Annotated in this window: 26 protein-coding genes, 3 pseudogenes and 1 other annotated feature; of the genes and pseudogenes, 14 read left to right on the forward strand and 15 right to left on the reverse strand. The window is 69.7% G+C overall.

All coding sequences use genetic code 11. The annotated features are described in order from the left end of the window. Positions 1–328 precede the first annotated feature (328 nt). On the forward strand, positions 329–1,102 hold the full coding sequence (locus XF36_RS28585) for an HARBI1 family protein (protein WP_060715189.1): 774 nt from the start codon (positions 329–331) through the stop codon (positions 1,100–1,102). Here XF36_RS28585 and XF36_RS28590 read toward each other — a convergent pair whose 3' ends face one another. The 7 genes from XF36_RS28590 to XF36_RS28625 all read right to left on the reverse strand — a co-directional run bounded on the left by XF36_RS28590 (position 1,103) and on the right by XF36_RS28625 (position 4,955). After that, positions 1,103–1,975: an IS3 family transposase gene (locus tag XF36_RS28590; RefSeq protein WP_060715093.1), complete on the reverse strand. Its 873-nt coding sequence runs from the start codon at positions 1,973–1,975 to the stop codon at positions 1,103–1,105. Then, positions 1,972–2,262: a transposase gene (locus tag XF36_RS28595; RefSeq protein ID WP_060710840.1), complete on the reverse strand. Its 291-nt coding sequence runs from the start codon at positions 2,260–2,262 to the stop codon at positions 1,972–1,974. The genes XF36_RS28590 and XF36_RS28595 overlap by 4 nt, the downstream gene beginning before the upstream one ends. Positions 2,263–2,264: 2 nt before the next feature. Beyond that, positions 2,265–2,858 (reverse strand): LysR family transcriptional regulator, encoded by a 594-nt coding sequence (locus XF36_RS28600; RefSeq protein ID WP_238589396.1) that lies wholly within the window; start codon positions 2,856–2,858, stop codon positions 2,265–2,267. Between the two features lie 105 nt (positions 2,859–2,963). Continuing rightward, positions 2,964–3,386, reverse strand: coding sequence for an FAD-dependent oxidoreductase (locus tag XF36_RS28605; protein WP_060715094.1), 423 nt, complete (start codon positions 3,384–3,386; stop codon positions 2,964–2,966). A 113-nt stretch (positions 3,387–3,499) separates the two neighbouring features. After that, the gene (locus XF36_RS28610) at positions 3,500–3,823 is read right to left on the reverse strand and encodes a hypothetical protein (protein ID WP_060715095.1); all 324 of its coding nucleotides are present in this window, start codon (positions 3,821–3,823) and stop codon (positions 3,500–3,502) included. After that, complete coding sequence (locus tag XF36_RS28615) at positions 3,793–4,254, reverse strand: FAD-dependent oxidoreductase (RefSeq protein ID WP_145981686.1); 462 nt, start codon at positions 4,252–4,254, stop codon at positions 3,793–3,795. The genes XF36_RS28610 and XF36_RS28615 overlap by 31 nt, the downstream gene beginning before the upstream one ends. A gap of 338 nt (positions 4,255–4,592) precedes the next feature. Next, entirely contained in the window at positions 4,593–4,955 is a 363-nt protein-coding gene (locus XF36_RS28625) for a hypothetical protein (RefSeq protein ID WP_145981687.1), read from the reverse strand. 154 nt (positions 4,956–5,109) lie between these two features. On the opposite strand from XF36_RS28625, the pseudogene XF36_RS31010 reads away from it, so the two are divergent. From XF36_RS31010 to XF36_RS28650, 5 genes and pseudogenes are all read left to right on the forward strand, one after another. Then, positions 5,110–5,889 (forward strand): annotated as a pseudogene (locus tag XF36_RS31010) (transposase family protein); the annotation flags it as partial. Positions 5,890–5,950: 61 nt separating this feature from the next. Beyond that, positions 5,951–6,319 (forward strand): hypothetical protein, encoded by a 369-nt coding sequence (locus XF36_RS32840; RefSeq protein WP_168169617.1) that lies wholly within the window; start codon positions 5,951–5,953, stop codon positions 6,317–6,319. Then, the gene (locus XF36_RS28640) at positions 6,246–8,699 is read left to right on the forward strand and encodes a TOTE conflict system archaeo-eukaryotic primase domain-containing protein (protein WP_349675582.1); all 2,454 of its coding nucleotides are present in this window, start codon (positions 6,246–6,248) and stop codon (positions 8,697–8,699) included. The genes XF36_RS32840 and XF36_RS28640 overlap by 74 nt, the downstream gene beginning before the upstream one ends. 117 nt (positions 8,700–8,816) lie before the next feature. Continuing rightward, the gene (locus tag XF36_RS28645) at positions 8,817–9,920 is read left to right on the forward strand and encodes an IS630 family transposase (protein ID WP_082375975.1); all 1,104 of its coding nucleotides are present in this window, start codon (positions 8,817–8,819) and stop codon (positions 9,918–9,920) included. A gap of 361 nt (positions 9,921–10,281) precedes the next feature. Beyond that, positions 10,282–10,629 (forward strand): hypothetical protein, encoded by a 348-nt coding sequence (locus XF36_RS28650; RefSeq protein WP_060715102.1) that lies wholly within the window; start codon positions 10,282–10,284, stop codon positions 10,627–10,629. Here XF36_RS28650 and XF36_RS28655 read toward each other — a convergent pair. Further along, positions 10,626–11,708, reverse strand: coding sequence for an IS630 family transposase (locus XF36_RS28655; RefSeq protein WP_060715191.1), 1,083 nt, complete (start codon positions 11,706–11,708; stop codon positions 10,626–10,628). The two genes, XF36_RS28650 and XF36_RS28655, sit on opposite strands and share 4 nt — an antisense overlap. Here XF36_RS28655 and XF36_RS28665 point away from each other — a divergent pair. Next, positions 11,707–12,953, forward strand: a protein-coding gene (locus tag XF36_RS28665; protein ID WP_238588955.1) for an IS3 family transposase whose coding sequence is annotated in 2 segments (ribosomal slippage) — positions 11,707–11,989 and positions 11,989–12,953 — 1,248 coding nt in all. Because the reading frame shifts where the segments join, the coding sequence is not laid out codon by codon here. The genes XF36_RS28655 and XF36_RS28665 overlap by 2 nt on opposite strands. Further along, positions 11,988–12,116: a sequence feature (AL1L pseudoknot), on the forward strand. It overlaps the preceding gene by 129 nt. Positions 12,954–13,151: 198 nt before the next feature. After that, positions 13,152–13,979, forward strand: coding sequence for an IS5 family transposase (locus XF36_RS28670; protein ID WP_060713947.1), 828 nt, complete (start codon positions 13,152–13,154; stop codon positions 13,977–13,979). An 18-nt stretch (positions 13,980–13,997) separates the two neighbouring features. On the opposite strand, the gene XF36_RS28675 is transcribed toward XF36_RS28670, so the two are convergent. Further along, positions 13,998–14,576, reverse strand: a complete 579-nt coding sequence (locus tag XF36_RS28675; RefSeq protein ID WP_082375654.1) for a plasmid pRiA4b ORF-3 family protein — start codon at positions 14,574–14,576, stop codon at positions 13,998–14,000. A gap of 145 nt (positions 14,577–14,721) precedes the next feature. Here XF36_RS28675 and XF36_RS31015 point away from each other — a divergent pair. Continuing rightward, positions 14,722–15,615 (forward strand): annotated as a pseudogene (locus XF36_RS31015) (IS5 family transposase). A 61-nt stretch (positions 15,616–15,676) separates the two neighbouring features. Here the strand turns inward: XF36_RS31015 and XF36_RS28685 are convergent. The 5 genes from XF36_RS28685 to XF36_RS28705 form a co-directional block, all read right to left on the reverse strand. Continuing rightward, on the reverse strand, positions 15,677–16,240 hold the full coding sequence (locus tag XF36_RS28685) for a hypothetical protein (RefSeq protein WP_060715103.1): 564 nt from the start codon (positions 16,238–16,240) through the stop codon (positions 15,677–15,679). Positions 16,241–16,253: 13 nt separating this feature from the next. Next, positions 16,254–16,565, reverse strand: a complete 312-nt coding sequence (locus XF36_RS28690; protein ID WP_060715104.1) for a ParB N-terminal domain-containing protein — start codon at positions 16,563–16,565, stop codon at positions 16,254–16,256. Between the two features lie 164 nt (positions 16,566–16,729). After that, entirely contained in the window at positions 16,730–17,212 is a 483-nt protein-coding gene (locus XF36_RS28695; protein ID WP_145981689.1) for a hypothetical protein, read from the reverse strand. A gap of 56 nt (positions 17,213–17,268) precedes the next feature. After that, positions 17,269–17,709: a hypothetical protein gene (locus tag XF36_RS28700; protein WP_145981690.1), complete on the reverse strand. Its 441-nt coding sequence runs from the start codon at positions 17,707–17,709 to the stop codon at positions 17,269–17,271. Next, on the reverse strand, positions 17,706–19,286 hold the full coding sequence (locus XF36_RS28705; protein ID WP_060715107.1) for a hypothetical protein: 1,581 nt from the start codon (positions 19,284–19,286) through the stop codon (positions 17,706–17,708). Before XF36_RS28705 ends, XF36_RS28700 begins: the two co-directional genes overlap by 4 nt. A gap of 120 nt (positions 19,287–19,406) precedes the next feature. Between XF36_RS28705 and XF36_RS28710 the strand changes: the two genes are divergently transcribed. The 5 genes from XF36_RS28710 to XF36_RS28735 all read left to right on the forward strand — a co-directional run bounded on the left by XF36_RS28710 (position 19,407) and on the right by XF36_RS28735 (position 25,821). Beyond that, positions 19,407–20,021: a cytochrome P450 gene (locus tag XF36_RS28710; RefSeq protein WP_238589397.1), complete on the forward strand. Its 615-nt coding sequence runs from the start codon at positions 19,407–19,409 to the stop codon at positions 20,019–20,021. A gap of 551 nt (positions 20,022–20,572) precedes the next feature. Next, positions 20,573–21,870, forward strand: a protein-coding gene (locus XF36_RS28720) for an IS3 family transposase (protein ID WP_145981349.1) whose coding sequence is annotated in 2 segments (ribosomal slippage) — positions 20,573–20,846 and positions 20,846–21,870 — 1,299 coding nt in all. Because the reading frame shifts where the segments join, the coding sequence is not laid out codon by codon here. A gap of 1,709 nt (positions 21,871–23,579) precedes the next feature. Further along, positions 23,580–23,873, forward strand: a complete 294-nt coding sequence (locus tag XF36_RS28725; protein WP_060715108.1) for a hypothetical protein — start codon at positions 23,580–23,582, stop codon at positions 23,871–23,873. Positions 23,874–24,229: 356 nt separating this feature from the next. Further along, positions 24,230–24,892 carry a ParA family protein gene (locus tag XF36_RS28730; protein WP_349675581.1) on the forward strand — a complete coding sequence of 221 codons (663 nt, stop codon included), beginning with the start codon at positions 24,230–24,232 and terminating at the stop codon, positions 24,890–24,892. After that, a complete protein-coding gene (locus tag XF36_RS28735) occupies positions 24,889–25,821 on the forward strand; it encodes a ParB/RepB/Spo0J family partition protein (protein WP_082375949.1) in 933 nt (310 codons plus the stop codon). Before XF36_RS28730 ends, XF36_RS28735 begins: the two co-directional genes overlap by 4 nt. A gap of 72 nt (positions 25,822–25,893) precedes the next feature. Here the strand turns inward: XF36_RS28735 and dnaB are convergent. Beyond that, a pseudogene (gene dnaB, locus XF36_RS28740) lies at positions 25,894–26,903 on the reverse strand (replicative DNA helicase); the annotation flags it as partial. Positions 26,904–26,911 lie beyond the last annotated feature (8 nt).

Consider the following 26,911-nt stretch of genomic DNA (forward strand, 5'->3'; position numbering starts at 1 on the left):
CCCAGAGCCGGTTTCTCACCTGAGCCGTCCTCAGTGGTTGCGAGCATTGCGGTTCCCCCGAGATCGTGGAGGGTTCTTATGCCGCGTCTCGGGTGAGGGCGGCGTTCTCGTAGTTGATCGGTGAGAGCCCGGCGGCGGCACTGAGCCTTTCCCAGTAGTGGGGAGCGGCTGGCGGCGACACGCCGGGGGCGTGGAGGTGCTCAACGAGGGTGCGGGACCCCGGTAGAAGAGGTCGGTCCGCTCAAAGATCGACTCACCACCGAGGTCCCGCGTGCCCGATCCTGTCACCTACACCGCCGAGCTCCCGATCGGGGAGCCCACCGCGTCCATGTTGTCGCGGCTGTTGGCCGAGGAACGCCTCCGGCGCGGGACCCGGCGCGGGCGTCGGGCGCTGGACTGTGACCGCCACGCGGTGCTGGTGCTGCGCTGGTTCCTCGACGCGACCCGGGTCGCCCAGCTCGCCACCGACAACCAACTGAGCCTGTCGAGTACCTACCGCTACCTGCACGAAGGCATCGACGTCCTGGCCGCCGCCGCGCCTGGACTGCCCGGCGCGCTGCTCGCGGCCCGCACCGCCGGGCACACCCACGTTCACCTCGACGGCACCGTGATCCACACTGACCGCTCCCGCACTCCCGGACCGACCCCGGGAGTGGATCTGTGGTGGTCGGGCAAGCACCACGTCCACGGCGGGAACGTTCAGGTCCTCACCGCGCCTGACGGGTGGCCGTTGTGGACCTCCCCGGTGCGCCCGGGCCGCGAGCACGACACCACCTGCGCCCGCGGCCACCCCGGCCTGCTCGACGCGATCGAGGACTGGACCGACGACACCCACGTCGTGCTCGCCGACCTCGGCTACGACGGTGAGAACACCCGCCTGACCTGCCCGTTCAAGACCCCCACCGGCGGCGGACTGTCGGTGGACAAACGCACCGTCAACACGCTGCACTCCGCCGTCAGGGCTGTGGCCGAACGCGGGAACTCCCTGCTCAAGACCACCTTCAAGGCGCTACGCCGGGTCAGCTTCTGCCCCTGGCGGATCGGCGCGATCACCGCCGCCGCGCTCGTTCTCCTCCACGTCGAGCACGACCGAACCACATGATCAACCAGCACCTACTGGGAAAGGCTCACTGTGTCGCCGCCGGTGGTTGTAGAAGCCGTAACACCAGTCGATGACCGCCGCCCGCGCCCTACTGATGGTGTCGAAGTCGTTGCGGGACAGCACTTCCCACTCCAGGCTGGAGAAGAACGCCTCCGCCGCGGCATTGTCGAAACACGACCCGACCCGGCCCATCGACTGACGGATGTCGAGCCGCCGACACAGAGCGGTGAACGCGCCCGCGGTGTAGGTCGACCCGCGGTCGGTGTGGAAGATCACCCCGGCGATTCGGTCCGCCCCGCCGCGGGCCGCCACCGCCATCCGGATCGCCGCACACGCCAGCTCGGCGTTCGGGTGCAGCCCCGTGGCCGCGCCGAGCAGCCGCCGCGAGTACAGGTCGATCACCGTGGCCAGATACAACTTCCCGGCCGCGGTGGGGATCTCGGTCATGTCCCCGACCCATCTGCGGTTCGGCTCGGCCGCAGTGAAACCCCGACGAAGCAGGTCCGGGAACTTCGGCGCCGTGCGGTCCTGGCGGGTCAGCCCGTTGTGCCGCTTGATCCGGCGGGCGACCAGGCCCTGGCGGCGCATCGAGTCCGCCACGGTCTTCTCCGACACCCGCCATCCGGCCTCACACAGGTCGGCGTGCAGACGGGGTGAGCCGTGTAGCCGCTGGGCGTCGTCGAACGCCACGGCCACGGCGGCGTCCCACGCACAGCGGCGCTTCTCGGTCGCGGTGGCACCACCGTCGGAACGCGCGGCGCGGTCGAGCCACTTGTACAGCCAGGAGATCGACACCCCCAACAGGGCGCAGGCCAGCGTGTGCGGCACCCGGTGGAAGGTCCTCTGGTCGGCGATGAAACGGGCCACGCTCACTTCGTCGCCTCCTTGACCCACAGGACCACGGATCGCTTGAGGACATCACGCTCCATCCGCAGCTCGGCGTTCTCCGCGCGCAGCCGCTTGAGCTCCTCGACGCCGCCGCGAGACAGGCCCTCGGTGTCCTCGCGGGCCTCTCGTGCACGGGCCACCCAGTTGCCCAGCGTGCCCTCGTTGACCCCCAGGTCACGGGCGACCTGGGCGATCGGCTTGCCCGTCTCCTCCACGACCCGGACCGCTCCGTCACGGAACTCCCGGTCGTAGCGCTTCCGTACCTCTGGCATCGCTACCCCTTATAGCTGATGCCTCCCCGATCATGGGGGAACCGCAGGGCGACGGCGCCGTGCCCGGCCAGCCGGTGCCCGGCGGGCAGCGCCGCGATCAGCCGTTCCTGCGCGACGGTGCGGGTCGACACCTCCGGGCGGACGACCGGGGGCCGGAGAACCGCGAGGTCGATGCGTCGCTTGTCGAGCGCGTCCTCTTGGGCGGCGGTCAGCAGCCCGGGGACGAAGCGCAGCGTCACCCCCGGCATGTGGCGGGCGAGCACGCGGGCCATCCGCGGCAGCAGCCGGTAGGCGGCGAGGTCGGTTGCGCCGACCGTGAGTACCCCTTCGGTTCCGGCGGCGACCTGCTCGACGCGGCGCCGGGCGTCGTCGACGTTCGCCAGGATCCGGCGGGCGTCCTCCAGCAATGAGGCCCCCGCCGCGGTCAGCTCGACGCGACGGGTGGTGCGGTCGAACAGGGTCGCGCCGACCTGGCTCTCCAGCTGGCGGATGGCCTGGGACAGCGGCGACTGCGCCATGTGCAGCCCCTCGGCAGCGCGGCCGAAGTGACGTGTCTCGGCGACCGCGACGAAGTAGCGGAGCTGCCGCAGATCCATGCCGTCACCTCTCTTGGCCGGTGGTGCGGTTCCCACGGTAGGGCTACGAACCTTGTAGGTCCAAAGACCCACCCGCACCGGACTGAGATGACTCGCGTCTGGATCTCAGGCGGGTACCGGACGGGTCCCGGCCCGGGCATCGACGCCGTGAATCCAGCTCAGCCACGGGTCGAGCCCGGCCAGTCCAGCGTCGCGTTCGTCGGCGGCCCGCCCGTCGGGCAGGTGCAGCAACCCGGAGGTGACCAGCGAGCTGCGCTGCACTTGCCGGGTGCGGCAGCGGTGCAGTCGTCCGTACCGGGCGAACGCCTCGTAGTGGTCGCCGTCTAGGATACCAGGAGCGACCAGCAGGTCGGCGAGCACGGCGGCGTCCTCGACAGACTGGTTCGCGCCCTGACCGTGGTGCAGCAGCATCGCGTGCACGGCGTCGCCGTGCTCCCACTGGGCGGGCCCCTCGAGGACTGCGAGGAAGTTGACGGTCTCGGCGTGCGCGCCGATCGCGTAGTGCAGCAGGTGTGCGTCCGGGCCCATCCAGAACTGGATCGCCTGCGGGTCTCACAGCCTTTTTCAACCTGACCAGCGAGCTTCTGCGTCAGGAGATCGCGAAGGTTGCAGCGCAACTGCTCTGACCACAGCTGCACAGGTCACCGGCTCGCCAGCTCGGCGTCTGCACCCACACAACCAGGCCCCTGAGCTGCCGGAACGGCAGGTTGGAAAGGGCTCAGTGAGGGTAGGTCGGCGATGGCCGCCAGGCCGTGGAAACCCGACGTGCCGGTGTAGACGGATGCGGCGCCCGGTTCGACCAGCGCGCGCAGCCGGGAGTGCGCCCCGTCGGCGCCGACGACGACCGACACCGTCGCGGTGCTGCCGTCAGCCAGCCCGACGGTGACGTGGCCACCGTGGTCAGTCACGGTGATGACCTCGCTTCCGAGCCGGATCATGCCAGCCGGGCAGGCCTCGGCGAGCACCCGCGGGAACTCGGCGCGGTGGATGCCCAGGTAGAGGGCGCGGAACCGGTCCCGGTAGGACCCGTTCGAGCCGACCGGGAACCCCGCGACCCGGCGGTGAACCCCGCGACCCGGCGGTCGTCGCGCCAGCCCCAGTGCACCAGCTCGGTCGGCTGGATCCCGACCGCCTCCGGCTCCCCGAGCAGGTCCAGCTCCTCCAACAGCCGCAACCCGTTGGCCGAGAGCGCCACCGCGGCGCCGACCTCCCGCAGCTCGTCCGCTCGCTCGAAGACGGTGACCTGCACGCCGCGGGCGTGCAACGAGAGGGCCAGCGAAAGGCCCCCGATTCCGGCACCGACGATCACCAAGTGACCGACTGCACGCACTGTGGTCACGCCGCCTGCACACCGCGTTCCCCCGGGAACACGGCAGAAGGACGTCGACCGGCCCATCGAGCGCCTCCACACCCTCCGGAACCGGGCGACGCACCACGAGAACCTCCTCGCCGCTGACCTGCAGGCCCGCTACCGCGACATCCTCACCATCGCCGCGAAGCGTCCGGCCAGGTAACCGATTACCGCCCGGCGATCATGATCCGCGTCCCCTCCGGGCCACCACACCGCCATCACACACATGTTCGGCGGGCACGATAGCCCGGTGACCTGGACCATAACAAGGCCTCCTCGAAGGTCTCCGCCTGCCAACGCCACACGCCGGCGGATCGGCGCTACCGTGGAGATCGGTTCGGGACTGTCCGTCCGCCACGACCCGCCCGCGGATAGTCTGCAGATCAGCGTGGTGGGTTTTCTGGGTTGTCGTCGCCCCGCTGGCCGATGAGTGTAGTCAGCAGTCCGGTGATGCTCTCCAGGCCGGCGGCCGTGCCGTCCAGCTGGCCTCGTATTTGAGCAAACCCCCCGTCAACCTTAGTCTCCAGCTGATCGAACCGCTCGCGGGTCTGCTCGCCGAGCGCGTTGATCGCCGAGCGGTTCGCGTCAATCTTCACCATCAAGTCCGCGATATCGCGGTCCCGCGCTGCTGCGAGGTGTCGGGCCGCAGTGGCGTCCTCGCGTGCGGCCTGTGCGTCGGCGGCCAGCTCACTGATGCGCGTCTCCAAGGCGGCCACACGGGCTTCGAGGTCGGGCGGCTGGATCATGCACAAGAGCTTACCCTGGATCCACCACTGAGCCTTTGCCAACCTGGCGATCATGAGGTCGGGCGGGCCACGGCGTGGTGCCGCTGAAGTAGGTGAAGCTCCTGGTAGATGGGTGATTGCTGAGATCAACCCGCGCCAACCAGGAGCTTCACCGGTGCTTGTCTACCCGTCATCGATGCCCGTGTCCAACCGCGCCCTGCAGACCCTCGCCGACGCACTACGCCGGCACCGCAAGGACCTCGGCAGCAGGTGGCGCCGACTCCCGCCCGGACAACAGGCGCTGCTGGTGCTGGCGTACCTGAACAAGGGCGAGACCTACACCGCGCTGGCCGGCGGGTTCGGGATTGGCACCACGACGGTGTTCCGCTACGTCCGCGAGGGCGTCGACGTCCTCGCCGCGGTCGCACCGGGCCTGGACGAGGCGCTCGACGTGGCCCGGCGTAAGGCGTTCGTGATCCTCGACGGCACGCTGCTGGCGATCGACCGGGTCGGCATGAGATCGGGCTATGACCGGGCGTTCTTCTCCGGGAAACACAAGCGCCACGGAGTGAATGTGCAGGTTCTCGCTGACCCGGCCGGTCGGCTGGTGTGGGCCTCTCCCGCGCTGCCCGGGGCCCGCCACGACATGGGCGCCGCCCGCGAACACGGCCTGATCGAGAAGCTCAACGACGCCGAGATCCAGGTCATCGCCGACACCGCCTACCAAGGCGGCGGCCCGACGGTCCGAGTCCCGCAGCGCCGTCGCCACCTCGACCCGGACACCGGCCGCTACCGGCGGCTGTCGGTGGCGCAGAAGCAGGTCAACGCCGCACACGCCCGTCAACGCGGCCCAGGAGAACGAGCGAACGCCCAGCTCAAGTCGTGGCAGGTGCCCCGCAAGATCCGCAACTGCCCCGGCCGGGCAACGGCCCTGGTCCAGGCGGTGATGGTGCTGATCCAGACCGGCGGAGATCAAGTTGGAAAGGGTTGTGGGCGGGCCGCGCCCACGTCGGATGGTGGCCGAGCTGCTGGATGCCGCTCACCTGGTCCGGCAGGAGAAGCATCGGCGTGCCGAGATCGTGCGCGCGGAGGCAGAAGCGGAGCAGGAACGCCAGCGCGCGGCGGCGCGGGAACGGCGCCTCGCGGCGCTGTCCGCGGACGTGCAGGGTGGCTGGTCCCGGGTCGAAGCGATGATCGCTACCAGGAAGCCGGCCGAGTACGACGCTGCGGTCGCGCTGCTCGAGGACCTACAGGTCGTCGCCGAGCGGACAGGCCAGCCGGGTGGGTTCGGTGTTCGGTTCGCTGAGCTGCGTGCTCGCCATCAGCGCAAGTCGAGTTTCGTCGCGCGGATCGACCAGGCTGAGCTCGTGGCCGGGTCCTGCTGATCGCCGGTTTCCGCGTAGCCGTGGCATCGTGAGGTCCGTGGCGACCGGGGACCTCGAGCGTGAGCTTGCTCGGCTGCGCGCAGAGAACGCGCGGCTGCTGCGTCTGCTGGGGCTGACGTCAGAGCAGGCCCGCACCCCGGTTCCGTCCCAGTCGGGGTTGTTCCTGGAGCGCCCCGGCATGGTGACGGCGTCGTCGACACCGCAGCAGAAGGTGGCTTTCTTCAGGGCGATGTTCGCGGCACGCGAGGACGTCTATGCGATCCGCTGGGAGAACGAGAGATCGGGGAAGTCGGGCTGGGTTCCGGCGGTCACCGGTGGGTGGCGCAGGGGCACGGACCGTCCGCGCCTGCGTCTTGGCGACGACGTCATCGCAGCACACCTGTCGGGTCGCGACCACATCGGGCTGTACCCGTTGATGCCGGGAGACACCTGTCGGTGGCTTGCGGTGGACTTCGACGGTCCCGCGGCGATGCTCGACGCGTTGGCGTATCTCAAGGCGGCCAGGGCGGCCGGTGTGCCTGCGGCTCTGGAGGTGTCCCGGTCTGGGATCGGTGCGCATGTGTGGATCTTTTTCTCCGGTGCGGTCTCGGCAGCGGCGGCCAGAGTTCTGGGCATGGGGCTGCTCCGGGAGACGATCGCTGTCCGCGGACGGATGGATTTGCGCAGCTACGACCGTCTGTTCCCCTCCCAGGACGTCCTGCCGTCCTCCGGAGGCATCGGGAACCTGATCGCGGCCCCGCTCCACGGCCGGGCGCGCAAGGACGGCGCGACGGTGTTCCTCGACCTGGGCACTCTCGAGCCGCACGAGGATCAGTGGGCGTACCTGTCCGGAGTGCACCGACTGTCCCCTGCTGAGGTCACCCGTCTCGCCGGTCGGGTCGGGGCGGTGAAGGTGGGTGGGGCAGTCGAGAACTTGGCCCCCGCCATGTCGACGCGGACAAGGCCGAGATCAGCGGCTGTAGTCGGGCTACGGCTGGAGGCTGGTTGTGAGGTGGCCGTGTCGGAGCTGACTCCGGCAGCACTGGGGACGCTCAAGCACGCGGCGTCGATGAGCAATCCGTTGTTCGGTGAGCGGCAGCGGCGACGGCTGTCGACGTGGAACGTGCCCCGGTTCCTGTTGAGCTACGACGAGACAGTGGACGGTCGCCTCGTCCTGCCCCGCGGCCTCGGTGAGCGGATCGTCTCGGTGCTGAAGGAGGCGGGGAGCTGCGTCGAGATCGCCGACGAGCGCACCGACGGCGAGAGCCATAGCTTCGAGCTGTCGGTGACGCTGCGCGAGGACCAGGCTGCCGCCGTCTCGGACCTCGCTGCTCACGACCTCGGTGTGCTCGTCGCAGAGCCGGGTGCGGGGAAGACCGTCATGGGATGTGCGTTGATCGCGGAGCACGGTGTGGCCACGCTGATCCTGGTGGATCGCAAGGCGTTGGCGGATCAGTGGCGGAGCCGCGTCAGAGAGTTCTTGGGTGTTCGGGCGGGCCAGCTGGGCGCTGGACGGTCCTCGCTGCGGGGCGTCGTCGATGTCGTCACTCTGCAGACACTGGCCCGCCGTCAGGACGTCGCGGAGCTGACCGCGGGATACGGGCTCGTCCTCGTGGACGAGTGTCATCACCTGCCCGCCGCCGCGTTCGAGAACGCGGCCCGGCAGATCCGGGTGAAGCGATGGGTCGGCTTGACCGCGACCCCGTACCGACGCGACGGCCTCGATGAGCTCATCCACCACCAGCTCGGTCCGATCCGGCACACGGTGACACCCCCGCCGGCGGGCACGCTGGGGGCCGCCGACGCCCCTGAGCGGCAGCTGGTTGTGCATCCGACCTCGTACGAGTACCTCGGTGACGCGGATCCGTCGAAGCCGGGCGGGATGGCGGCGATCTACCGAGACCTCGCCGCCGACGAGACGCGCACGGACCAGGTCGTCGGTGACGTTCTCGAGGCGTTGGGACGCGGGAGGAACTGCCTCGTCCTGACCCAGTGGAAGAGCCACGTCGAGACGCTGGCGGCGAAGCTGCGAGAGGAGGGCCGGGATCCGGTGGTCCTGCGTGGCGGGATGGGCGTCCGGGAACGCAAGGCCGCTCTGGCCCGTCTTGAACCAGGGCCGGCGCCGCTGCTCGTCGTGGCGACCGGGCCCTACGTGGGGGAAGGCTTCGACTGTCCCGCTCTCGACGCCCTCTTTCTCGCAGCGCCGATCGCCTTCAAGGGGCGCCTCGTACAGTTCGCCGGCCGCGTGCTCAGACCGCACCCCGGCAAGACAACGGCCGAGGTGCACGACTACCACGACGATCTGACCGCTGTGCTCGCCTCGTCGTTGGCCAAGCGGGCGCCGGGGTACAAGTCCCTCGGCTTCCCCAACCCCCGCGAGGCGACCCTGGCTCCGCACTGATCTGGTTATGAGGCGGCGGTCATACTAGTGCCGCGTCCGGGAACGTGGGGGACGTAATCGTGTCGGCTTGATCCGTCCCGGTCTGGCGCAGGAGGCTGTGCGCCGGAGGTGATGGCCGTGGCGCGACAGCCGGAGGTGTTCGTCCGGGGACTGACCCCGGACGAGGCCCAGCGATTGGTCAGGATCACGCGCACGGCGCGGGACCGGGTCCGGTTGCGGCGGGCGGGGATCGTGCTGGCCTCGGTGCAGGGCCGGACCGCGACCGAGGCCGCGATGATGTTCGCGGCGAAGCCGCAGTACGCGCGGGAGGTGATCCACGCGTTCAACCAGCAGGGCTTCGCCGCTTTGGACCCAAAATGGAGCGGGGGCCGACCCCGTAGGTTCGGTCCCCACGTCCGTGAGCTGATCTGCCGGGTCGCTCGCAACCCGCCCCAGCAGGTCGGGTTGCCGTTCACCACCTGGAGCCTGGCCAAGCTGGTCGAACACCTCGCCGCCGCACACCGGGTCGTGATCAGCGTCGAGACCGTCCGCCAGGTCCTGCGTGACGCCGGGGTCCGCTGGCAGGCCACGAAGACCTGGAAGGCCAGCCGGGACCCGCGGTTCGTGGAGAAGATGAACCGGATCCTCGACCTCTACGACCGCGCCGCCGACGGTCGCCTCGAACCGGGTGCGCGGGTGATCTGTGTCGATGAGTTCGGGCCGCTGAACCTGCTGCCCCGCCCCGGTCGGGGCTGGTTCCCGATCCGGCGCCCGGCCCGGCTACGGGCCACCTATAGCCGTCACAGCGGGGTCCGGCACATGTTCGCCGGTCTGGACCTGGCCTCCGGGCAGCTGTTCTACCGGCTCCGTGACCGCAAACGCGGCCGCGAGTTCCTCGACTTCCTCCGCCAGCTGCGCCGCCGTTTCCCCACCGGCGGTCTGCACGTGGTCTGCGACAACTTCTCCCCGCACCTGCGCACCGATGTCGCGCACTGGTGCCACGACCACGACGTCGAGCTGGTGCTCACCCCCACGAACGCGTCCTGGCTGAACTGGATCGAGTCGGAGTTCACCGCGCTGCGCTACTTCACCCTCGACGGCAGCGACTACCCCTCCCACACCGCCCAGGAAGCCGCGATCGCCGGCTACATCCGCTGGGCCAACCGCCACGCCCGACCCAAGAAACACTTCGCGCCCGAGTCCAAGATCCGCAGGCCGGATTACCTACCCAACGTTGCCTGACGAGGCACTAGGAACACCGAACCTGCTGCCCACTGGCCTGAACACCACCCCGCACCTCTCGCGGCCGTCCGTCCGGATCCGGCCCGCGCCGGCGGCGACTCGGAGTCCGGTGCCATGCCCGCCGCGGCAGCCGGGCGGGGACGCTAGAGGCCCAGGGGCCACTGCACGGGTCGCTGGCGCTCCCGGCTGCCGCGCGATCACTGCGCTGGCACTGCGTGATCGCTTGCCCTCGGACCCGAGCTGGGCACGCGGGCGGGCTGTACCCGGCAGGTGTGGTCCGGTCACGACGTCGGTAACTGTCGGTGGTCCGTGCGAGCCTGGGCTTTGACCTGCGAGTCGGAGCTACACCCGGAGGGCTGTCGTGGTCGCACCGCTGGAGCTGATCCCCCGCGCCCGGCTCGACCCCGCCAGCTACGCCCGCGCCCAAGCGGCCGCGTTCGCCGGGCACCGTCTGCGGATCGGACACTCCCGCGTCGTGCACGACGTGACCTGGCGCGACTGGCTCGGCGACCTACAGCTGCCCGTACCCGCCTGCCACCAGAGCTGGTCCGGGCTGGCCACCACCGGTGATCTCAGCGCCACCACCGACCCGGCGAACTGCCGCAAGTGCACCGCCCGAAACCCCGCCACCACCACCGCGGTGGCGGGCCAGACCACCCTGTTCGAGCCCGCCACACCGCGACCGACCAGCATCTCCGAGACGCCCTAGTGTCCTGAGTCAGTGATTCGTTTGCAGTAGTGAGCGACGCTGTCGAGGATCTCGTCGGCGGTTTTGGTCCAGACGTAGGGCTTGGGATCGTCGTTCCAGGTCTTGATCCAGGCTCGGACGTCGGCGTTGAGCGCGCGGACCGAGCGGTGGGTGGAACGCCGCAGCTTCTTCGTGGTCAGCTCGGCGAACCAGCGCTCGACGAGATTGAGCCATGACGAACTGGTCGGGGTGAAGTGCAGGACGAACCGCGGGTGAGCGGCCAGCCAGCGGCGGATCGCCGGGGTCTTGTGGGTGGAGGCGTTGTCCAGCACCAGGTGCACGTCGAGCTCGGCGGGGACTTCGCGGTCGAGGGTGCGCAGGAACTTGCCGAACTCGACCGCCCGATGGCGGGCGTGCAGGGAGCCGATGACCTTGCCGGTGGTGATGTCGAGGGCGGCGTAGAGGCTCGAGGTGCCGTTGCGGACGTAGTCGTGGCTGGCCCGCGCCGGGCTGCCGGGCAGCATCAGAAAGACGGGCTGGGTGCGATCGAGAGCCTGGATCTGGGTCTTCTCGTCCACACACAGCACCAGCGCGCGTTCGGGCGGGTCGAGGTAGAGACCGACGACGTCGCGGACCTTGTCCACGAACAACGGATCTTTCGACAGCTTCCAGGAGTCGGTCTTGTGCGGCGCCAGTCCGAACGCCCGCCACACCCGCGACACCGTCGTCTGCGACATGCCTAGGTGGGCTGCCATCGAGCGGGTCGACCAGTGAGTCGCATCCGCCGGTGTCGTCTCCAAGGTCAGCACGACCAGGCGCTCGACCTGCTCGTCGGTGACCGTGCGCGGACGCCCCGGCCGCGGCTCGTCGACCAACCCGTCGAGGCGGTGCTCGGCAAAACGGGACCGCCACGTCGTCACCGTCGGTCGCGACACCCCCAACCAGGCCGCGACCTCGGTGTTCGACCTACCCTCGGCGGCAGCTAGCACGATCTTGCTCCGGGTGGCCAACCCGGCCGCGCTGGTTCGTCGCCGCGCCCACGACTCTGTCTCGTCCCGGGTTTGATGGAGACCATCAAGCCTGGAGGATGATCGACCGATGGCCGCCCCGAGGAAGTACCCCGACGAGCTGCGGGAGCGAGCGATCCGGCTCGTGTTGGACGCCAAGGCCGACCCGGCGTCCGCGGGCGGGAACATCTTCAAGCGCATCGGCGAGCAGCTGGGGATCAACCCGGAGACGCTGCGGGGCTGGGTCAAGCAGGTCGAGATCGACAACGGCACCAGGCCGGGCACGACCACCGACGACGCGACCCGGCTCGCAGAGCTCGAACGTGAGGTTCGGGAGTTGCGCCGGGCGAACGCCATTCTCAAGTCGGCTTCGGCTTTCTTCGCGGCGGAGCTCGACCGCCCCAGCAGGTAGTCCTCGACTATATCGAGGAGAACAAGACACAGTTCGGGGTCGAGCCGATCTGCGCGGTGTTGAAGGACGCCGGTGTTCCGATCGCCCCGTCCACTTTCCATGCGTCGAAGAAGCGACCGCCCTCGGCGCGGGCACTCACCGACGCCGAGACTTTGAAAGAGATCGAACGGGTGCATCGCGACAACTTCAGCGTCTACGGCAGCCGGAAGGTGTGGGCGGCGTTATGTCGGGAAGGCGGAGTAGGCGGCCGCCGGGTCGCTCGCTGCACCGTGGAACGACTGATGCGCCGCAACGGGCTCCGTGGAGTGTCCCGGCTGCGTGTGCCGCGCACCACGGTCCGAGCCAAGGGCGCGGACAGGCGCCCGGACCTGGTCGAACGGGACTTCACCGCACCCGCCCAGGACCGCCTGTGGGTCGCTGACATCACCTACATCCGCACGTTCTCTGGATGGGTGTACGCGGCTTTCGTGATGGACGTGTTCTCCCGACGGATCGTGGGCTGGCAGCTCTCTCGTAACCTGTACACCGATCTCGCGCTGGACGCGCTCAACATGGGGATCTGGACCCGGCAACGGGCGGGCGCGGACCTCTCCGAGTTGATACACCATTCGGATCGCGGAGTCCAATATGTCGCCGTGCGGTACGGCGAGCGACTCGCCGAAGTCGACGCTGTGGCTTCAGTCGGGTCGGTCGGCGATTCCTACGATAATGCGATGGCGGAGGCGTTCAACTCGCTGTTCAAGGCTGAACTCGTCCGCAACCGGGGCCCGTGGCGAGGCACCGACGACCTCGAGCTGGCCGTCGCCGAGTACATCGACTGGTACAACCACCGCCGCCTACACGGCGAGCTCGGCCTGATCCCGCCCGTTGAGCACGAGGCCCTGCACGCCGTCACAGAACCCGCCCGGCAACCCGCCGGAGCGTGAGAACCGAGCCTCTATCGAACCCGGGACTTGACACTCAAGCTGGGACCGCTCGTCGTCGGTCAGGATGATCCGCGCCGGCTTCGGTCCCCGAGTCGCCATGCCGCAGCCTAACAACCGACAGCGATTTAGAGGTCGTTGCAGAAGTCGGGGCGTGTTGGTCCTATGTAGATGGACCTGGTCGGGTGATGCTCAGAGTTGATGGCAAGGGCATCGACGGTCGAACGACTGGTCACCGACGAGCTGTGGGAGCTGATTGAGCCGCTGCTTCCCCGTCCTCGGCCACGTCGGCGAGGCGCGCGGACCGGCCGGCCACCAGTACCGGACCGGGCCGCGCTGGCGGGGATCGTGTTCGTGCTGACCACGGGGATCGGCTGGAACGACCTGCCGCCCGAGTTGGGCTGTGGATCAGGGACCACCTGCTGGCGACGGCTACGCGACTGGCAGCGGGCGGGGGTCTGGGATGAGCTGCACCGAGTAGTGCTCGATCGGCTCGGCCAGGCCGGGGTTCTGGACTGGTCGCGAGCTGCGGTGGACTCGGTCAGCGTGCGCGCCAAGCGCCGCGGCGAACAGACGGGGCCCTCGCCGACCGATCGTGGGAAGGCCGGGTCGAAGTACCACGTGTTGTGCGACCGCAACGGCCTGCCGCTGCACGCGGTCGTGACCGGCGCGAACACCCACGACAGCCGGATACTGGCCGAGCTGCTCGACACCAACCCCGGCGTCCGCGAACGGCGCGGCCAGGCCGGACGCCCGCGGCGGCGTCCCGGCAAGCTGCACGCCGACAAGGGCTACGACTATCCACGGTGTCGCCGCTACCTGACCGGGCGCGGGATCGGGGTGCGGATCGCTCGCCGCGGAGTCGAAGACTCCTCCCGGCTCGGCCGGGTCCGGTGGGTCGTGGAGCGCACGATGGCCTGGCTGCTGTCGTTCCGGCGGCTCGGGCTGCGCTACGAACGCTCCCGCACCAGCATCGAGGCCTTGCTGAAACTGGCGTGCGCGTTGATCTGTTTGCGCCGTCTGCCCTGAACGACCCCTCGCGGTGGATCAGGACCGCGCCGTCGCGCTCGCCCCGGCCAAACGCTCCAGCGCTCGGTCGGTGGCGACGAGGTCGAAGTGGTGTGGGTCGAACCGGTCCGAGCCCCACCACTCGACCCGCTCGGCGTGCTCAGCATGATCGGGATCGGCGAGTGCGTCGACGAACTCCGAGTAGCCGAACACCCCGCCCACATCCTCGGGCGGACACGCACCCTGACCCTCGACACAGCGTGGGTACCGCACCCCAGGCTCTGGGATGGTGACCGCGTCGACGACCAAAACGTGGTGCCAGTTGTCGCCGAAGTCGTAGACGTAGCCGGCGTCATCACCGGCAGCCAGCACCCGGAACAACTTCGTCTTGGCCTCGTCGAGCGTGCCGGTGTCCCAATCCGGATCAGGCAGCCCGTAGCGGACACCGTCGATCTCGAATTCGTGCAGGTGGGAGTTGGTCCAGCCCATCGCGTCCTGCACGACCTCGTGCAGGACCGCGAGGCTGGCCTCACCCGGAACCTCGACCACCCGTCGCACGGTCGGCTCGACATCGACCAACACGATCTCGATCCGGAAGATCTTCGTCTTCGTCGTCACCCGAGGCCTCGCCATGCTGCGATGCTCCCACCGCTCCTCGCACCCCCTGCACCCGCTCCCGGACTTCTGCAACGACCTCTTAACAACTCAGGACACTAGGGCGTGTCTCCCAGATAGGCGGACCGGGGTGCGCGATGCTTGATCGGTGCCGCGCACCGCTGTCCTGACTGATGCCCAGTGGGCCCGTCTGGCGCCGCTGTTGCCCTCCTCCGAGGGTCGTCGCGGGCGCCCGTTCCGCGATGACCGCCGGGTGCTCGAGGGGATCATCTACCGGTATCGGTGCGGGCTTCCCTGGCGCGACGTCCCAGCCGAGTTCGGGCCGTGGCAGACGTTGTGGAAGCGGCACCGCCGCTACAGCGGCGACGGCACCTGGGACCACATCCTGGCTGCTCTTCTGGTCGAGGCCGACGCCGCCGAGGTGCTCGGGTGGGCGGTCAGCGTGGACTCCACGATCATCCGTGCCCACCAGCACGCCGCGACCCTCAAGCGCGACACAGGGGGCCGGATCGAACTACACGAATCTGCTCGCCGAACCAGCAGATCACGCGCTGGGACGGTCCCGCGGAGGGCTGTCGACGAAGATCCACCAGCTCGTTGACGGGCACGGCCGCCCGCTGGTGGTCCTCCTCGGCCCCGGCCAGGGCGGCGACTCGCCAATGTTTCCGCACCTGATGGCGCACCTGAGCATCGCCCGACCGGGCCCGGGACGACCCCGGACCCGGCCCGAACGCGTGCGCGCGGACAAGGCCTACTCCTCACGCGCGATCCACCGGCACCTGCGCGAGCGCCGGATCATCGCTGTCATTCCGGAGCCCTCTGACCAGCAGGGACACCGCAAACGACGGGGCTCACGCGGCGACCGCCCACATTCGATCCGGTCGACTACCGAAACCGCAACGTCGTCGAGCGCGGGTTCTGCCACGTCAAGCAGTGGCGCGGGCTGGCCACCCGTTACGACAAGCTCGCCCTGACCTTCCGCGGCGGCGCCGTCCTGAAGGCAATCGTCACCTGGCTCCGCGCATTGGGAGACACGCCCTAGCCCGCAACCCGGATGCCGCCAGGCTGAACACCGTTCCCGGGCACGTCAGGCCCGTCCTCGGCTACCGGGCCGGGCGGGGATAGCGGCGCAGCCGTGCATCGACCGTGGCCTTCGCGATGCCCAGCACGCGGGCGATGCCCTGCGCGGACACCCCGTCGCGCTCGATCAGGACCCACGCCCGCCGGGCCCACTCACCGACGTCGCTGACCCCGCGCAGCTCCGCGACCTGCTCCGGTGACGGGTCACGGCGCCGGGCGCGAGCACGGGCGCTGCGCCCGGCGACCAGCTCCGGGGCCCGCTGCCCGCTCTCGGTCATCCCCGCCCGGGCCCGGTCGGGATCGCCGACCGTCTGCAGGTGCGCGAGCCGCTCAGGACGCGACGACGACACCGACAACTTGTCCCGGACCCCGCCCCCGACCAACGCGGTCCCCGACGACAGACCGTGCGCGGCCCGGTAGTCCGCCGCCCGGATCCCATGCGCCCTGGCCAGGTGGGTGCCCAGATGCAGCCACCACCGGCCGCACTCGTGACACAGCACCCGCCCGGCGCCGGCGTCACGGTCGAGGACCCCGTACCGGCCGTAGGTGTCCGCAGCCCCGACGACCAGCCGCTCCGGCTCGCCCATCACACCCCGCCGGTCACGTCGCGACCCTGACCGCCATCCGGCCGAGGTAGAACCACTGCGCGGCGAGGTCGGGGCGGACCCAGCACGGGACCTGTCCGAGCAGCTCGACAGCGCGGGCCTCGGCGCTGTCGTGGTCGTGCCCGAATTCCTCCGGGGTCGTGCGCAGCAGCTCCGCGGCCCGGCGCAGTCCAACGCGGCGCCGGTGCCCAGCGTTGATCACGTAGCGACCGGACTCCTCGCTCGGCACGACGGTGAGGGGGGTGATCAGTCCGTGAGTGATCAGTGAGCAGGCGAGCTCGTCGAGACTGCCGCGGTCGGTGCGCACGTCACGCTCAGCCGCTAGCCTCTGTCGCCAAACGGTCCCTTGACCGGGCCAGACGGCATCAGGGGTCCTGGTGAGGCGGGCGGTGAGTTCCACTCGCCGCGATGTGGGTCGTGGTCGGCGCCGGCGGGTCAGCGGCAAGTCAGGGTGCATCACATCGTGACGGACTACTGGGCCTGCACTGTGACCGTGTGCAGTTCCAGGTCCTCCCCGTCGAAGTCGCGGATCAGCGACACCCGGAGCTCGGTGCCGACCGGCTGGTCCACCTCGGACGCGTTGATCCGGATCGCCTCCAGCGGGGTCTTCCCGTCACTGGGGATCCGCGCGACGGGGACCCAGTAGCTCTCGGCGTTGCGGACGGCGATCTCGATCTCGTCGCGTACGGCGTTCTCGGCTTCGCAGGACGCGGTGTCGTGCTTGGTGAAGAAGTCGGGGTCCAGCTCCCAGAACCGCTCGTGGGGTGCGTTGTAGCGGGCGGCGGAGCCGCAGCTCCAGATGTCGGCCAGCGAACGCAGCGCTCCCGGGGTGAGCTGGTGGCGCGCGGTGAACAGCACTTCGATCGCTTCTGCCAGCGGGTCGGAGGAGGAGGCCGGGCAGGTGACGGCGCGCCCGTGGCCAGGCGGCGGCGGGCTGTCGGGGTCAGAGTGCATGGCCGTTCGTGTCCTCTCCGTCGGCGTGACCATCAGCCACGCAGGTGGGGGTTCGGTCAGAGCCGGGGACGGCAGTCGGGGCACACCGGCCCGTCGAGGCGCCACCCCGCGGCGGTGAGCCACTGCTGCGCGGCCGCGGGGAGTGCGTCGTCGGCGTCGTCGGGGTCGGCGGCGAGGTCGCCGACCAGTAGTGGGCCGTCGCCGCAGCGCAGGCAGGTCAGGTCGGTGATCGGGCCGGCGGGTGGGCAGGCGCGGCAGTAGCGAGCGGTGGTCGGGCCGGTGGGGCCGGGGACGAGCCAGACTGCGCTCATCAGGATCTGCTGCAGGGGGTCGGCCGGGGCCTGGCCGCACTGGTCGCAGCACAGGGACTGCTCACGGCCGGGGCGCGCGGGGGAGGCCATCACCGGGCGCGCCGCCGAGCTGGAGTCCAGCGCCCTGGGGGCCTGTGCTCCGGGGTGCTGCGGGCGCGGGGACGGGCTGGGGGAGAAGGCGTTCACGGGAGGTCTCCTGAGGCGTCGGAGGAGTCGCCGGGCGCGGGCTTCGCGGTGGGGCCGGGGCGTCGTTGCGCGGCGCGGGGCCTGGCTCGTCGTGCACCGGCAGGGCGCGACGGTCCCGCAGCCGCAGCTTCGCCGCTCCCGTCGACGGCGAGGTCGACGTTGTCGACGACGTCGACGTCCGCGTCGCCGGGGCTGTCGGTGGGGTCGAGGTCCTGCTGCGCCGCCCGGCCGGCGGACCGACGTCGTGCTCGGGCCAGCTCGGTGCGCAGGTCGGCGAGCTGGGCGGCATGGCGGTTCTCGGCGTCGGCGAGCCGCTGCTCGCCGTAGGCGCGTTCGCGGTCGACGTCGTGGACGAGCTGCTCGCGCAGCGCAGCCAGGCTGCTCTCCGCCGCCGCCCGGCCGGCACGGTGTTCGGCGGCCTGCTCCCGGGTCTCGTGCAGCTCGTCGGCCAGGCGGGCGCGGTCGGTCTCGGCGCGGTCGCGGTCGCGGCGGGTCGCCGCCAGATCCGCGGCCGTGGTGTCGCGTTCGGTGGCCAGCTGCTCGACGCGGGTCTGGACCTCGGCGAGCTGGGTCTCAGTGCGGGTGTGCTCACGGGTCAGCGCGGCCAGCTGCGCGGTGACCCGCTCGGTCTCCGCCGCGGCGGTGTCGCGCGCGGCCGCCGCGGTGTCGCGCGCGGCGACGGCGGTCTCCAGCTCCGCGCGCACCCCGGCCAGCTGGACGGTCAGCTCGGTGGTGACCCGCTCGCTCTCGGCCCGTGCCGCGTCGCGCTCGGCGGTCAGGTCGGCGACCTGCTGCTCCAGCTCGGCCCGGGTCGCCGCGAGCTGGGCCTCGGCGGCCTCGCGGGCGGCGACGGCCTCGGCGCGGGCGAGCTCGGCTGCATCGCGCTCGGCGAGCGCGGCGGCGGCGTCGTCGTCGGACTCGGCTGCCGAGCGTCGCGCGGCCTCGGCAGCATCGCGGTCGGCGCGGGCCTGGGCGCGGGCCTCGTCGGTCGCGGCCTGGGCCTGGTCGACCTCAGCGCGCGCGGCGCGCCGGACAGCGGCGATCTCCGCGGCGACCGCGTCGGGATCGGCCAGGGTGCCCAGCGCGGAACGCAGCTCCTGACCGCTCACCTCCAGGCGGGAGATCAGCGCGGTGACCTGCTCGGCGACGGTCTGCTCCGCGCGGGCGATCGGACGGGCGAGGGCGACGTCGGGCTCACCGCGACGGCGCGCCGGGACACCGCCGTCGGCGATCCGCTTGGCGTTGACCCGGTCGTGCATCACCCCGCCCACGACCTGGTAGCAGTACTTCGGCCGCCGCCCGGACCCGGCGTACTCCATCGTGTTCGCGCAGCCCGGGAACTGGCACGGCTCCAACTCCGGCGTCGCGCGTGTCCGCCACGCCGGACCGTCGGTCCCGGGCGACGCACTCCCGGTCGACGTGGTCTCGCCGGCCCCGACCGGCCCGGTGCCCGCCGACGCAGTGCTCGCCGACCCGGTGCCGTCCGACGGCGCGCCGGGAGCCGGATCGACCGGTGACGTCGCCGCGGTGTCGCCGCTGCGGTCGGCCGGCTCGCCGGGGGAGGGCTGCTCGCTCACGTCACCGACCCTAGTTGTTTCGTATCGTTATGTCAATCGTTCTGTATTTAGTTTTGTATTAACGAAACGATACGAAACAGCTGGTGCTTGGCGGGATCATCGCCGTCGGTCGAGGAGTTCATGGCCTTCGCCACCGAGGAAGCGGTGCCCGGTCGCCTGGACCCGCAGGGGTGGGCCGCGCACCTGTACGAGGCCGCCGACCGCGGCGAGATGCCGCACGACAAGTGTCCGGTGATGATGCTCGACTACGTCACCCCGAGCCTGGACACAACCATCCTGGCCATCACGAACCTGGTCCGGCTCTTCGCCGACAACCCGGACCAGTGGGACCTGCTGCGCGTGGACCGGTCGTGGATCCCCCACGCGATCAACGAGTCGCTGCGCCTGGAGACACCGGTCCCCCAGTTCTCCCGTGTCCTGACCGAGGAACACGAGATCGGCGGGGTCGTCCTCCCCGCGGGGGCGCGGGTCGCCCTGCTCTACGGCTCGGCGAACCGCGACCACCGGCAGTACCCCGACCCCACGCGCTTCGACATCACCCGATGCCCCTCGGACCACCTCGCGTTCGGCCGCGGTGAGCACGTCTGCGTGGGCATGCACCTCGCCCGGCTGGAGATGGGCGCACTGCTGGAGCAGCTGGCCGACCGGGTTCACCGGTTCGAGGTCGTGTCCTCCCGTCCGATGATCAACAACGGGCTGCGTGGCCTGGCACGTCTCGAGGTGACCGTCACGTGACGTCCCCCGAGAACCCGCCGGCCGTCGCCGCCTGGCGTCGACGTCTGTCGCCGACGTCGGAGCTCGGCACCTGGCCGTTCACAGCGGGGGCGCGTCTCCTCAGCTCTCCGATCGACGATCCAGTCGCTCAGGAGAACGCGGTCCCCCTCGGACGGAACGACTGTCCACCGCGGTCACACCGCGCATCGACCCGCCGATTCGTTCACTCGGAAGATGGGCCCACCATGCAGAATCAGTTTCACGATGCGCGCGGCGAGCAGATCACAAGAAGAGTGACGAGCAGCACGGCCCACAGAGAATCCGTAGATGCGGAACCACGCCGGCCATCGGGCACTTGTACTGCGAGTCGAGTGGCGGTCTGGCGCCTGATCAGCAGCGTAGGAATGCGAGCCAAGGCTGACCAGGACGAACGGGCCCGTTCGTGGCGTTCTGGCCATCTCACTCGCTGTCTCGACATGTCTCGATCCGAGACTTGACCGTGCCGCAAGGTGAACTGAACCGTCCCGGCTTCTCTGCCGCTCCGTTGTGAGCAGGCTGAGAGGATGGGTGTCGTGCCCAAGAAGATCGACCCAGCGGTTCGGAGCCAGGCTGTGCGTCTGGTGACCGAGCATCGTTCGGCGTACTCGACCGAGCGTGCCGTGCATGTCCAGGTCGCTGAGTCACTCGGGGTGTCGCGTGAGTCCGTGCGTCGCTGGGTGTCCCAGCACGACGTCGACACCGGCGTCGTAGCGGGCGTGACCAGCGATGACCGCGAGGAGCTGCGGCGGTTGCGGGCGGAGAACAAGCGCCTGCGCGAGGTCAACGAGGTCCTCAAGTCGGCGACGATTTTCTTCGTGGGGGAGCTCGACCCCCGAAACCGCTGATCGTCGCGTTCGTCGATCAGATGCGGGCTGCTGGTCATGCCGTCGAGTCGATCCTTGCTGCCCTCAACACCCTGGGGCTCACGATCGCGGCACGAACCTTGCGGGCCTGGTGCGCTCGGACCGGCACCAGGAACGGCGCCGCCGGCCGGGTCGCGGCCCGGACCGTCACCGACGCCCTGGTCGAAGACGCCGTCCGTGCGGCGGCGTTCACCACCAACCGCGCCGGCGAACCGGTGCTGGCCCCAGAGGGACTTTATGGGCGTCGCAAGATGCTGGCCCTGATCCGTCGAACGGTGCTGCCCGAGGCTGGGTTCGGAGCGGTCGACCGGGCGATGCGCTCGGTGGGGCTGGCCGGAGTGGTCCGCGGGAAACGGCCGCGCACGACCATCCCGGACTCGACCGCCCAGCGGGCCGCTGATCTGCTCGACCGCAACTTCACCGCCTCAGCACCCGACAGCAAGTGGGTCACCGACTTCACCTACGTGCGCACGTATCAGTCGTTCACCTACGTGGCGTTCATCGTGGACTGCTTCTCGCAGAAGATCGTGGGCTGGCACGCCGCGCTCACTCGTGACGTCGAGCTGGTGGACGTGCCGTTACGGATGGCGCTGTGGCGACGTGCCCACGAGGGCAAAGCCGTGGCCCGGGACCAGCTGATCTGCCATTCCGATGCCGGGTCGCAATATACGAGTCTGCGGTTCACCGAGCACCTGCACCTCGAGGGCATACGGCCCTCGGTCGGCAGCGTCGGCGACGCCTACGACAACGCCCTGATGGAGACCATCAACGGCCTCTACAAGGCCGAATGCATCCGCACCCGAGTCTTCCACGACGGCCCCTACCGCACGATCGCCGACGTCGAGTACGCCACCGCCAGCTGGGTCGAGTGGTACAACAACCGCCGACTGCACTCAAGTCTGGGCATGATCAGCCCCACCGAGTTCGAGGCAGCCCACTACGCTGACACAGAACCATCGGCCAGATGATCACTGGCCACCAAACCACCGGCAGTAAAGCCGGGACGGTTCACTCAGCGCCTGACCGAACAAGAAGATCACGCGGTCGTCGTCACACACCACGCCAGCGGACTTGACCGGGGAAATTTCTGGCCTCGCACGCGCACGCGTGCGTCGCGTTGTTCGGGCCCGCCACCACAACTGGAGGCGGCGCGGAAATTTCCTGAGGCCTTGGGGAGCGGCTCGGCGCTCGGCGTGCATGCTTGCGAGGGGACTCGACGCCGCCGCGCGAGCCGCTCGTCGGCGACGTCGACAGCGACCGTGTCTGGCCGCATTCCGCCGAGGGGCGATCAACTCGGTGCTCGACGGCCTGCTCCCGGCCTCGTGCAGCTCGTCAGCCTGGAGAGCCCGAGAGCCCGCACCGGTCGCGCGATCCGCACCGCGCGCCCACGGCGTCAGCGACGACGCGCACGCTCTCCGCCCCCTCGGCTTCTGAGTCGCACCGAGCACGAGCACAGGCGCTTCCGGCGCTCGTTGCCACCGGGCTCAGGCCCTCGCCAGAGCGCGGTGGAGGGCAGCCGGGGCGGGTCCCGCACTCCAGGCCGGGCATCGGGACTCACGGGGCTCAACGGGCTGCGCCGAGCTCGCCTCTGGGAGTTGCGGTCCGCGAGGTTCGACGGGTTGGGCGCCGGGCCTTTCGAGACCTCCAGGGCCGACACCTGCTCCCACAGTTCGCCCCGCAGCCCGGCGCCGAGGTCCCGTGGGCGACGACAACAGCTGTCCTGGTCGAACCGGAAACATCCCTCTGGAAGTTGACCCGGCCGGGGCGGAGTGACGCCCACCCGACGCACGCGTACGCGCGAGGATGACCGTCTGGCAGCCACGCGCTCGGTCGCCCTGCCACCAGCTCCGAGGCTTCCGCGCCGACAAGAACGTGGCCACATCCTCGACGCCTTCCGGGCCGTCGAGCGTCCTCCGACCCGCGGCGGATCGCCAAACGGGGCTCTGGAGCACCGGAGGGGGCGGTACTCGACTCCCCCGCCTGATACGCACTGGAGCAGCTCGCCGCCCCGGCGCTGACCAGCACATACTCCACAGGTCACCGAGCGGCAGCGCCCACAGACGCCGCGAAAGCCGCATAGCGGGCATAGTTCACTCCCAGTGGGGTTGGCTGAGGCGTCGTTGCCGACGCTCCCCTGCTGCCGCTGGATGTTGCGTAGTCGCTGGTCAGGCGCGCATTGGGTCTGGAACTGGTAGCAGCACCCCCCTCGGAGATCAGGCCCGCGCGGCGATCCCGCAATTGAGACTGTTTCAGCTGGTCAGAGACCTTCCGTAGGGACTCGAACGGATCCCTCGCCGACGAGGCCGCAACCGCAATGCCACGCCGGGCGCGCGGGGCCGGGATAGCTACTCCTGGACACCGCGGTCACACCTCGCGGCAGCGGGCGACACCGCCTCGTCAACTGATGATGCCTCGGTCCCCCGCACCGAAGGCTCCCCTTCGGGCCCATGGCTGGGGCCGACGTCAGAGATGTGCTGGTCCGGCTGGGTTGATCCGGCCCAAGGAGGCAGGTGTGACGCGTCTGCCGTACCGGCGGGGACACCCTCGACGGCAGGCTCGCCTGGCGGCTTGGACGCGTAGTAGCCCCCTCCGCGAAGACACGCTCACCGAAGGCGCTCAGTCACGGCACCGCTATCGGTACAGTTCTCGGTACCGGACCGAGGCGAGCGGAGGAGACGTGCGCGAGAGTGCGCTGGTCGCCAGGCCAGACGAGCACGGACATGAGGTCCTGGTCGCCTACCGGCCGGTGCACTTCACCCTGGATGACACCGCACGCGCGATGAACGCCGTCGTGGACCCGCATCTGCGGAAGGTCTCCTCACGCGCCCGCGTTGGTCGCAGCCGAGTGCGTGATGTTCTGCGGCAGATTGCGACCGACGGCTGGCCGGATGAGTTCGTAGCCGACCCAGATCGGGTCGATTACTGGCGGAAGTGGCTGGTCGCGCAGGGCGTGTTCCAGCGAGATGACTGAGTTCACCGTCGCTGCGTGAGTGATAACCGGGTTATCGCTCCGAGCTTCCCCTCCGCGGCATCGATGGGTGGTCGCCGACTCGACGGACTCTGGCGGCTCGTCGACGGCGAGAGTCTTCGCCGGCGACCTCAGGCCCCAGGTACTCCCCCGGGGCTCGGCCTTGCAGCAGGGAGGTCGACAGGATCCAGCCCCCGAGCCGTCAGCGCGATGACCGCGATAACCGGGTTATCGCGCGGCCTGACGTGGTGCCGCACACGCCGGGGGATGACCTCGAAGTGCGGACGCGCAGCTGGCATCATCTGGTCTGACTTATCCGAAGTAGCGTCCCAACTCCGGGCCGTGAAGTCCACGGAGAGGTGGCCATCTTGGCCAGAGTTCATGCTGTGTGCTGCCAGAAGGGCGGCGTCGGCAAAACCACGATCACCGTCAACCTCGCTGCTGTCGTCGACCAGGTGCTCGGGGGTGACGATCCGTCCGTCCTGGTCGTGGGCACTGACCCGCAGCGATCCATGGATTGGTGGGCAAGCCGGGTTGGCGACGACATCCCGTTCGCCTACACCGAGACCGACAGCCCCAGTGATCTGGAGAGGTTGCGAGACGCTGACTTCTCGCACGTGTTCGTTGACACCCCGGGCAGTCTGGAGAATGAGCACATTCTCCGGACGGTCTTGAAGAGTGCCGACGACGCGATCGTTCCGATCACGACAGAGCCGCTCACCTTCGTGCCGGCCGACACGACGATCACCCAGGTCATCGAGCCTCTGGGGGTCCCCTACACCGTGGTCGTGAATCTCTGGGATCCACGCGACGGCCGGGTCGACCTCGACGACACGCTGACCTTTGCCCGTAAGAAGAACTGGCCGCTCGCGAACTCGGTCATTCGTCGTTACAAGATCCACAGTCGGGCGGCAGCAGAGGGTGTCGTCTGTACCCAGTACGCCAAGAGCCGTGTGGCTTTGGAGGCCCAGCAGGACATCCTGCGGCTGGCGCTCGAACTCGGCTACGGGCGCACCCGATGAGCGAGGTGGCCGCGAGCAGCGCGGACTCAACAGCCGGGTCGCCGACGAAGAAGCGCAAGCGCGGGCGGGTGTCGTTCGGCTCCGATGTCTTCGCCGCGCAGGCCTCGCTCCAGGCAACGACGGACTCCAGCGCGTCCCTACGCCGTATCCCGCTGTCCGACCTGGCTCACAATCCACGCAACCCTCGCTACGGGTACGACGACCCTGCGATCCAGGAGCTCGCCGACAGCCTTCGGGAGCACGGGCAGCTGCAACCAGCGACTGTGGTCGCTCGGGATGTCTACCTCGCTCACTACCCGGAGGATGCGGATCAGCTCGGAGCCGCGGCGTGGGTGGTCCTCATCGGGAACCGCCGGCTCGCGGGCGCCCGTTTGGCGGAGCTGACTTACTTGGTCGCCTCGGTCGAGGACCGGCTCGGGGGAGCAGACCCGATGCTGGCTGAGGCCACGCTGGTGGAGAACATCCACCGTCAGGACCTTCCTCCACTGCTGGAGGCCCGCGAGCTTCAAGGTCTCGTGGAGCGGCATGGTTCGCAGCGCACTGCGGCGAAGCGAGTAGCGAAGACTCAGGCGTGGGTTTCGCAGCGACTGTCGCTGCTCAAGCTCACCCCTGAGCTGCAGGAGAAGCTCCGCATCGGCGAGCTGTCGGTGAAGGAAGCTCGCACCGTAGCCTCCGCTCCACCAGAAGAACAGGCAGAGAAGCTGGAGTCCCTGCGCCGCGGGTCATCCGCGGGGGAGGGCGCCTCATCCGCCGGCGCCGCGGTCCAGGATCAGCCGGGGAACGCCTCGCCGTCTCCTGCGCCGGCGACAGAGCAGCACGATCGAGATGCTGTTGTGGACGTCAGCAAGATGGCGCGCCGCCTTCGTCGGCAGCTCGACGATGATGCACTGGACGCGCTGATCGACGCGCTGGTCGCGCTCCGAGGCTGAGTCGATAACCGGGTTATCGGCCGGCGCCGTTCGTGGTGAGCCGATAACCCGGTTATCGCCGTCAGTCCGACTTCAGCCGTGGGCTAGGTCGGAGAACCGGCTGTAGTGCAGCTGGTGGGCGACGGTGATCGTCGTGGTCGGGCCGTTACGGTGCTTGGCCAGGATCAGGTCGGCCTCACCGGCACGCGGGTCGTCCTGCTCGAACGCGTCGGGACGGTGCAGCAGCACCACCATGTCCGCGTCCTGCTCGATCGAGCCGGACTCACGCAGGTCCGACAGCATCGGCCGCTTGTCGGTGCGCTGCTCGGGACCACGGTTCAGCTGGCTCATCGCCACCACCGGGACCTCGAGCTCCTTGGCCAGCAGCTTGATCTGCCGGGAGAACTCCGAGACCTCCTGCTGACGTGACTCGACCTTGCGGCCCGAGGTCATCAGCTGCAGGTAGTCCAGGATGATCAGCTTCAGGTCGTAGCGCTGCTTCATCCGCCGCGCCTTGGCCCGGATCTCCATGAGCGTCAGGTTCGGCGAGTCGTCGATGTAGAGCGGCGCCTCGGAGATCTCCGACATCCGCCGCGCCATCCGCGTCCAGTCCTCGTCCGACATCCGGCCGGCGCGCATGTCGGCCAGCCGGATCCGGGCCTCCGCCGACAGCAGACGCATGACGATCTCGGACTTGCTCATCTCCAGCGAGAAGAAGGCGCTGGTCATGCCGTTCTTGATGGAGCAGGAGCGGGCGAAGTCCAGACCCAGGGTCGACTTGCCCAGACCCGGCCGGGCCGCGACGACGACCATCTGGCCCGGGTGCAGACCGTTGGTGACCTGGTCGAGGTCGGCGAAGCCGGTCGGCACACCCGTGGACTGGCCGCCCCGGGAGGCGATCGCGTCGATCTCGTCCATGGTGGGCTGGAGGAGCTCCTCCAGGACCGTGTAGTCCTCGGTGGTGGTGCGCTCGGTGACCTCGTAGACCGCGGCCTGGGCGCGGTCCACCGCGTCGTCGACGTCGCCGCCGTCGGCGCCTTCTCGCCGACGATCTCGGCGTAGTAGGCCGCGTTCGCCGCGGTGGACACGGTGGCGATGAGGGTGCTTCGCC

Origin of the sequence: Pseudonocardia sp. HH130629-09, from assembly GCF_001294645.1 — a bacterium.
In the GTDB taxonomy this organism is placed as follows: Bacteria; Actinomycetota; Actinomycetes; order Mycobacteriales; family Pseudonocardiaceae; genus Pseudonocardia.